Source organism: Sulfuricurvum sp. (genome assembly GCF_028688295.1).
Taxonomy (GTDB): domain Bacteria; phylum Campylobacterota; class Campylobacteria; order Campylobacterales; family Sulfurimonadaceae; genus Sulfuricurvum.
Window position 1 is genome coordinate 26838 of the sequence record NZ_JAQTYM010000021.1, and the last position, 7952, is coordinate 34789.

The 7952-nt window shown below is 44.2% G+C and carries 8 protein-coding genes and 1 pseudogene; all 9 read right to left on the reverse strand.

The window, feature by feature from the left end; all coding sequences use genetic code 11:
• Positions 1–9: 9 nt before the first annotated feature.
• Positions 10–741, reverse strand: coding sequence for an energy transducer TonB (locus tag PHR02_RS06385; protein ID WP_299990344.1), 732 nt, complete (start codon positions 739–741; stop codon positions 10–12).
• Positions 742–951: 210 nt separating this feature from the next.
• Entirely contained in the window at positions 952–2364 is a 1413-nt protein-coding gene (locus PHR02_RS06390) for an OprD family outer membrane porin (RefSeq protein ID WP_299990346.1), read from the reverse strand.
• A 72-nt stretch (positions 2365–2436) separates the two neighbouring features.
• Positions 2437–3192 carry a molybdate ABC transporter substrate-binding protein gene (modA, locus tag PHR02_RS06395; RefSeq protein ID WP_299990348.1) on the reverse strand — a complete coding sequence of 252 codons (756 nt, stop codon included), beginning with the start codon at positions 3190–3192 and terminating at the stop codon, positions 2437–2439.
• A gap of 181 nt (positions 3193–3373) precedes the next feature.
• On the reverse strand, positions 3374–3790 hold the full coding sequence (locus PHR02_RS06400; RefSeq protein ID WP_299990350.1) for a TOBE domain-containing protein: 417 nt from the start codon (positions 3788–3790) through the stop codon (positions 3374–3376).
• Between the two features lie 130 nt (positions 3791–3920).
• Positions 3921–4697 (reverse strand): TOBE domain-containing protein, encoded by a 777-nt coding sequence (locus tag PHR02_RS06405; protein WP_299990351.1) that lies wholly within the window; start codon positions 4695–4697, stop codon positions 3921–3923.
• Positions 4697–5488 carry a shikimate dehydrogenase gene (locus tag PHR02_RS06410; RefSeq protein ID WP_299990352.1) on the reverse strand — a complete coding sequence of 264 codons (792 nt, stop codon included), beginning with the start codon at positions 5486–5488 and terminating at the stop codon, positions 4697–4699. The genes PHR02_RS06405 and PHR02_RS06410 overlap by 1 nt, the downstream gene beginning before the upstream one ends.
• Positions 5485–6897: an anthranilate synthase component I family protein gene (locus PHR02_RS06415; RefSeq protein ID WP_299990353.1), complete on the reverse strand. Its 1413-nt coding sequence runs from the start codon at positions 6895–6897 to the stop codon at positions 5485–5487. Before PHR02_RS06415 ends, PHR02_RS06410 begins: the two co-directional genes overlap by 4 nt.
• Before the next feature lies 1 nt (position 6898).
• A complete protein-coding gene (locus PHR02_RS06420; protein WP_299990355.1) occupies positions 6899–7792 on the reverse strand; it encodes an SPOR domain-containing protein in 894 nt (297 codons plus the stop codon).
• Between the two features lie 23 nt (positions 7793–7815).
• Positions 7816–7952 (reverse strand): annotated as a pseudogene (locus tag PHR02_RS06425) (DUF1882 domain-containing protein); the annotation flags it as partial.

A 7952-nucleotide genomic window follows, 5' to 3' on the forward strand; every position in this document is an offset into this window, starting at 1 on the left:
TAGTGTGTATTAACTCAAATTGAAAGCAATCGGGAGGCTCAATTCAAAGGTTTTACCCAGTGAGGGGTAATCACCGCTGAGGCTGAGAATCGTTTGAATCGCTCTATCATCGAGCACATTGCTTCCGCTGGTGCTTTTAACCTGTGCGGTATCAACCGTACCGTCGGGTTTGAGGGTGAATGCGACCAATACCACCCCCTCTAGTCGCAATTTCCGAGCGATAGTGGGGTAGGTGATGGCGTTTTCGATCATAGCTCTAATATGTCCCAATGCCGCTCCGCCAATGTGCTTTTCTACGTTTCTTGGTAATTCGTGAACAGGAGTGGAGGGTGTTAAATGAGGAGAATCATTTACAGTGGCTGATGGCGGAAGTGAAGACGCAGCATCGGACATAGCTAGGGGCGCGGACGCCTCAGATGACAGCGATGGTTGTTTCATCGGTGTCATCTGGGGGGTCGTAGTGACGTGTTGTGTTTGAAGGATAGGTTGGAGATGCTCTTTGGGTTGAGGCTTAGATTCCAAGCGGTGAATATCCCCAGAGGTCGAGGCGAACTCTGCCAAAGAGATCGTGATCTTTTCATCCGACTTCGGAAGAGGGATCGGATGGGTTGTCATGAAGAAGGCTACACTAGCCAAAAGTGCCGCATGAACCCCGAAAGAGACGGCAAACGATTTGGTATTTAATAAGGAATTGCCATATTGTATCTTTTTAGATATAACGTTGTAATTTGACATACTCATCATTTTTCCTTTTTTGTAGTGGTAAAATATCAGGGGAGACGACAGGCGATTTGAATAACCGCAGACAAACACTCCTGTCGCCTCTCCTGATACTTTATTTTACGCACTAAAACGAATGCATCCGTTTTAGTGGCAAGGACATTTATGTCCTTTACAATCCCCTGAAGCTACCGGCAAAAATGCCGGAGAATTACTGATTCAAAGAGATTATTAAAAGCGATAGTTCACTTCAAAACGCAATTCTTGCTCTGAGAGTTCTTTATCAGTGACTTTCCCTTTTTCATTATTTTGATCCATTAGACGGAGTTTTAACTCTGTCCCTTTAAAACTTCCAGCCATTGCATAGATGAGATCGAGATTCCATTGTTTCGTATCACCGTTTTGGAATGCTCTATTGGTTGCAGATGAATAGGGTGTTTTACTCGGGTCACGATCATAGAAGGAATAGCTGGCAAAACTGCTAAGTCCCGATATCATTTGATTAAAATCGTAACTTACCAATGCTTTGTAGGCTTTAGTATTGGCATTCCAATCGGTAACGGTCATACTACGTGTATAGGTTTGTGTTAAAAATCCACGCCAAGGTGCGATCATATCCCCATCATCACTGGTTTCTGACATAGAGATCAAAAACCCTGTTGGACCATAATTGGCTGTTGCTTTGAGAGCCCAAAGGTGAGAATCGATACTTTGATCGGTATCGCCATTATTCGTCATCGGTTTGATGAGTGCACCGGCACCTTTATCATATTGTTTAATATAGCGCCCGCCAAGGCCTATAATCACATCCCCCGCTTCGAACGCATAGTTTCCTTCGAACATCACTTGATCGACAAGATCATCCCAATGCATTCCCCAGAGTTCCAGTTGTAATCCATCAATAGATTTATTGGTTATTCCTGCGATCAATACACCCGGGGCTTCGTCAGCTTTTTCAGCATTTGGAGCGTTGTAATGGGTATCGTAGTTTTTACGGATCGCATTAGGTACATCCAAACCATCCGCCATATTTCCAAAATAGGTCATACCACGTTCTTTCCACTTGTTGGCATAGTCGATTTGGATTTTCGTATTGGCGATATCGGTAGTAACCCCTTCTAAACCTTCAACGGCTATCGGAATCATTTTGGTATCATTCGGAGTGATCCACGGGTTGGTCATTAAAAAACGACCCGCTTTTGCTTTTGTTTTGGTCGAAGGGAGCGCATACTCCAAATAGGCTTGGGCTAGAACGGCGTAACCGGTACCATAAGGTTCACCTACTTTTGTCGTTCCCTCGTAGTGAGAGTCACGTGAAAAGAGATCCGCACCGGTAGTTGAACCTGCACCGTCATTGACTCCGGTAATATGACCAGGATTTTGAGTTGTGTACAGACCTGTTCCAAGTGAAATACCATATAACGGTGCGGTTTTATAGAGTAAACTTCCCCCTACTGATAATCCGGTTCCATTCGCTGTATTTTTACCGGTTGCACTATTGTCATCCCATATATTGTTAAAATACTGCATACGAAGACGTCCGTCAATTTTTCCCTCTTTAAAAGCCGATGCTAAATCATCCGCCGCTGTTGCGAATACCGCTGTTCCTAAAAGTAGTGCTGTTGCAATGCTCAATTTTCTCATAATCTATCCTTATTTATATTTTGATATAACGATAAGCGGAAAATTCCACTAGCCTCTATTGAGGCACAGATATTATTTTTTCGGTAAACCGTAACCGTTGGCTTTTAGAATAGTGATCGCTTTAGGTGAACTCATATATCGGAGGAATTTTTTTGCCGCGATTTGATTTTCAGGAGATCCATTTTTGAGCCCCACCATCGCTTGATCGATGGTATTGTAGGCTTTATCATCCACTTCAACCCATTTTCCGACGTTTTTCATATCAGGAGCTAGGACGATTGATTTTGCCATAAACCCGACATCCACCGCTTTGGTTGTTACATACGCGCCCACTTGGGAGATTGATTCAGCGGTGATAATTTTAGGTGCGGCGTCACCTGCGACTTTATAGTATTTCATCGCATTCATCGCTTCGATACCGTAAGGGGCTGTTTTAGGATTAGCAAGGGCAATTTTTTTAACGCTTGGATCAGCAACAACGGCTACCCCTTTTGAGAGATCAGCACCCGTATCACTCCAGAGGATTAATGTACCATACGCATAAATTTGAGAGGGGGTGGTGGTATATCCACCATTTGCCAGTTTTGCTGGGTACTCAACATCGGCTGAGAGAAACGCATCATACGGTGCACCGCTCATAATTTGCTGAGTGAGTTTTCCTGATGCACCCGTAATAATTTTTACTTCGATACCTGTCTCTTTGGAAAACTCTTTGGCGATATCGGTAACTGCGTATTTCATATTAGCCGCAGCGGCAACGGTAATGGTTTGTGCAGCGAGGGCAGACACAAGGGATAGCGAAGCTAAGATGACTTTGATCAGTTTCATTTGAAACTCCTTTATTTCTTTTGTGATATAACGATAAACAGAGCATTGCAAAAACGGTTCACAGAAAAACGTGACATTTTCGTTATATTTTGTAAGATATAGCGAAATTATAGAGAAATAGGCTTAAAGTTGTCAAATTTGTATCAATTTGGGTGGGAATTGTATTCGGGCTAAGCCCGAATTATTTTGCGAGGATAATAAAATTTGCTTTGATGAGCGCGTAGACGGTATCGCCGACGTTGAAACCCAAATCTTCGACAGAGTCTTCGGTGATGACAGCAGTGAGTGTTTGATCACCCATAGCGAGCTTCAACTCACCGTTTACGATCCCTTTTTTTACTTCGGTGACTTTCGTTTCGATGATGTTACGAATGCTGATATTGGTTGGCTTATCTTTTGCTACCATAACAAAAGGGGCTTTGATGATCGCATAAACGCTCTCACCGACTACTAAACCCATATCTTCGACAGAATCGTTGGTGATAACTGATTTTAAAACAGTGTTGCCACCGACTGAGAGGACAACCTCACTGTTGATTTGACCTCTTTTGATCTCGGTAATAGTCCCTTTGATCTCATTACGTGCACTTGTTTTCATGACATTCCTTTTAAGTAAATGTGAATGTCTGCGGTTCTTAGAAGTATTCCCAATTATTTCTTAAATATTTGCTTATATTCTTTTTGATATTACGAAAGAATATATTTGGTAAAGATTGATTTTTTGTACTTTACAGCCCAATAATAATATGTAAAGGTGAGATGATTGCGTAAGCTTTCAGTCCAATTTGTAGTTTTTGGAGAGAGTCTTCTTGTTCGAGGGCGATGAGGAGTGTACCACCCTCTAGTCTGAGCCCTATCTCGATATTCTCCCCTGAGGTTTCAAGTGTTTCTATCGTCCCGATAAGAACATTCTCATCGGTATTGGAGGTGGGGAGCGTGGAATCGATATGGATATCACTCGATTTGATAATCGCATAGGTGTCACATCCGAGGGTTAACCCCATGTTTTCAACCGATTTGGCAGTGATGGTGGAGTGAAGAGTGTCCGAACCGCTGAGTGCGAGGGTTAGGGTAGAGTGTAACCCTTTTGTTTCTATCGAAGAGAGAGTAGAGGGGATCTGGTTGCGTGCACTGGTGGTGAGAAACGTGCGGCTGAGGATGCGGGCGAGGTGTTCAGGGTCATTTCCTGCTTCAGCAAAACGATCGATAAACTGACGATGAAGTTCTCCCAAACGGTGAAATGTTGCGATCAGTTCTCGCGCATAGGGGGTGAGTTTCGTCCCTCCGCCCCCTTTGCCACCGGTTGAGCGTTCTATGAGTGGCTGGTCGGCGAGAGCGTTCATCCCGTTGATCCGCTCCCATGCTGCTTTGTAAGACATTTTCATCTCTTTGGCGGCGGCATTGATGGATCCGCTCTGATCGATCCGCTCCAGCAGTTCGATCCGTCCTGAGCCTAAAAAGCTTTGCCCTTCTTTAGTAAGCCAAAAACGTCCGTCGATTTTCATTAGAGGGAAAAGCTATGTTGCATAGCAGGTCGGATTTTATCAATAGGATACTCACCGTGTAAAAATAGGTGATTGGCAAGAACCCCTTGCTCCAAGAGCATATCAGAGCCGTCTTTGTAAGGGAGACCGCTCACTTTTATCTCTCGTAAAAACGGAGTCTCTTTGCCGTAAATAACATCGATTGCCCCTTTGGCACGGGAAAGAAGCTCTAAAAGAAGAGGTCGAGGAATCGGGAGTTCGTTATCACTAAGTCCTGCTGAAGTGGTGTTGATAATCAAATCATACTCTGCGGCGGTAAAACCGTCCCAGCAGTAGGCATAGATCCCCTCTTTATGAAAAAAATCGAGCCGTCCGGATGATCGGTTGAGGATGGTAGGGGTAATTTCACCATGAGTCAGTGCGATAGAGAGGGCACGTGCTGTCCCTCCGGCACCTAGTATAAGAGCGTTGCGTATTGGTCCGAACGATTGGATAGCTGACATAAAACCATCAGCATCGGTGTTGTACCCGATTAGACGACCTTTTTCTAATACGAGGGTGTTTACTGCTTGAATCTCTTTGGCGATTCCTCGTACTTCATCACATTGTGCGTACGCACTCTCTTTATGAGGGACGGTGACATTTGCTCCGCTTAACCCTTTACTAATGAAAACATCACGCAGCTGTGATCCATCGCTAAGATGGGTACGGCTGTAGCAAGCACAAACGCCAAGTGCTTTGAAAACAGAGTTGTGCATCAGCGGAGAGCGTGAATGGGCTATCGGATCACCGAAGATACTAAAGAGTTTCATCGGATCTCCACTAAATCATCCAGTGTACTGGTGAGAGCCCCGAGTTTGTTGGTCACTTCGAGGTATTCGAGCTCATGTACCGAATCGGCAACAATCCCCGCCCCCGCTTGCAAGATAACGGTGTCAGGTTTGATCATCGCTGTACGGATAGTGATCGCACTGTCCATATTGCCATCAAATCCAAAATATCCGATGGTTCCGCTGTAGAAACTTCGTTTAACCCCTTCATACTCGGCAATCAGCTCCATCGCACGAATTTTTGGTGCTCCTGTCATAGTTCCTGCGGTGAAAGTCGCGGCAAGAAGATCAAACATATCTTTATCCTCAGCGATCTCGGCGTGAACATCGGAGACAATGTGCATAACGTGCGAGTAGCGCTCCACGTGCATCATCTCTTTGACTTTGACGGTCCCTGTTTTAGCAACCCGTCCGACATCGTTACGACCCAAATCGATGAGCATCAAATGCTCTGCTAACTCTTTAGGGTCAGAGAGGAGCTCTTCTTCAAGCTCTGCATCACGTTGGGCAGTACCGCCGCGTTTACGAGTCCCTGCGATCGGTCGCAGCAGGATGTCACCCTCACTAAGACGAACCATTACTTCCGGTGAGCTTCCGACGATACTGAAATCTTCATACTCCATCAAATACATATAAGGGGATGGATTTTTGAGGCGTAAAACACGGTAAAAGCTAAAAGGATCAACTTGTGCATGCCGTATGTAGCGGTTGGTCATCAAGATTTGGAAAACATCACCGCTTTTAATCATCTCTTTGGATTTATCAACCATGGTGAAGAATTGATCTTTGGAAAAGATGAATTCTCCCCCTTTGTCATTGATGATTGGTTTAAGCGGTGTGTAGCTATAGGGAGCTTTTAATGAGGTTTCAATCTCTTCGAAACGCTGCGTCATAGAATCGACACAGCTGAGCATGGTAATAGTGGCATTTTTGTGTGACACGACGAGGGCAAGTTTCGGGAGGATGAGATCCATATCGGGAATATGGGTTTGATCTTTCAGTTTACTCATAGAATCTTCGAGTACATGTTCGAAAACTTGTACCATGTCATACCCGATATAACCTATAAACCCATCGATATAACCGACACCAAGCTCACGAGCTCGTTCACGATAAGCTTGGAAATCCAGTTTAGCGTAGTACTCTTTCAAAAATTCAAATGGAGAGAGGGTGATAGTATTTTTATTCCCATCACTGTCCGTATAGGTCGTTATTTTATCACTGTAGCTGAGACGCTCTCGTGCTCCGATAACGATAATTGTATAGTTTCCGGCACTATTTCCGGCACTTTCCAGCAAAAAACTCACTTCAGAGGGGAAAAGGCTTTTAGCCTTTTCATAAACGGCGATAGGGGCGAATTGGTCGAGAGAAAAACGGCGTGAAGATATCACGTTATCCCTTTGTAATATAGGCGTTAGATTCGATATTGCGTTTTACGGTTCCGAGAACATCACGTGCCGCTTTCTCACCTTGGAACGGTCCAACCATAACTTTGGTCATTGATCCGTTTGGAGAGGTGACATATTTGAGGCCACTCGCATTGAGACGTTCAAACAGTGCTTTATTTGGCTCTTTAGCGAAAGAACCAACTTGTATGTAATAGGTACCGGTCGTATCGACAGATTTTTCAACAGGTTTTTTAGCTGCTGGAGTTGCTGTAGTTGTAATAGTTCGGGTTACCGGAGCAGTTTTTGTCGGTGTTGTAGCTGGTTTAGAAGCCGTAGCTACTGGTTTGCTTTCAGTAGGTTTAGTTGACTTGATGGTTGGTGTATTGACAACGGTTGCAGTAGTTTTTGGAGCGACTTGTACTTTTGCAGGTGCAGCAGGGATTACTTTTGCAGCTACAGGCTGTGTTTGTACTTTTGGTACATTTATTGCGGTTGGCGTCGGTTTCACTTGCGCTACCGGTGCATTTTGTTGTGGAATCGCCGGCATAACCGGTTGGGTATTTGTTGCAGTAGCAGGTGCCGTTTGGAATGACTCTTGTTTGATTTTTTGGGCAATTTGTCCTAAATCTTGAGTAGCACTTTCATTACCGCCTTCTTGGATTACTTCAACAGGCTCAAATAATGGATCATCAATCACTTCAGTAGGAGATGATGGTTCAGGGACAACTGCTGCGTTTGGAGCTTGCTCATCACTTTCACTTTTCAGTGAATTCATAATTACTAAAACAATGATTAATATCAAAGTTAGAGCGGCAATCGCTAATAAAAGCTTTTTGGTGCTAGAACCCGATCCGCTTTTATTGAGGATGATGTCGTTGAGTTCGTTTTTTTCTTCCATTGTATATCCTTAAGATGCTTTACTTACATATGCTTCGACCACGATGCTCCACGCTCTTTTGCGTAAACTTCGTAGGGAAGGTTGAGAATATTGTATTCCATCGGCAAATCGAGCGTTGGAAACATACGCCACTGTTTTGGTTGTTTTGCGGCTAATTTCA

What these genes read in the sequence shown, in the direction of transcription:
- PHR02_RS06420 (WP_299990355.1), bottom strand. Translation starts at nt 7,792, where the DNA reads ATGGAAGAAAAAAACGAACTCAACGACATCATCCTCAATAAAAGCGGA.
- modA (WP_299990348.1), bottom strand. Translation starts at nt 3,192, where the DNA reads ATGAAACTGATCAAAGTCATCTTAGCTTCGCTATCCCTTGTGTCTGCC.
- PHR02_RS06390 (WP_299990346.1), bottom strand. Translation starts at nt 2,364, where the DNA reads ATGAGAAAATTGAGCATTGCAACAGCACTACTTTTAGGAACAGCGGTA.
- PHR02_RS06400 (WP_299990350.1), bottom strand. Translation starts at nt 3,790, where the DNA reads ATGAAAACAAGTGCACGTAATGAGATCAAAGGGACTATTACCGAGATC.
- PHR02_RS06410 (WP_299990352.1), bottom strand. Translation starts at nt 5,488, where the DNA reads ATGAAACTCTTTAGTATCTTCGGTGATCCGATAGCCCATTCACGCTCT.
- PHR02_RS06385 (WP_299990344.1), bottom strand. Translation starts at nt 741, where the DNA reads ATGAGTATGTCAAATTACAACGTTATATCTAAAAAGATACAATATGGC.
- PHR02_RS06405 (WP_299990351.1), bottom strand. Translation starts at nt 4,697, where the DNA reads ATGAAAATCGACGGACGTTTTTGGCTTACTAAAGAAGGGCAAAGCTTT.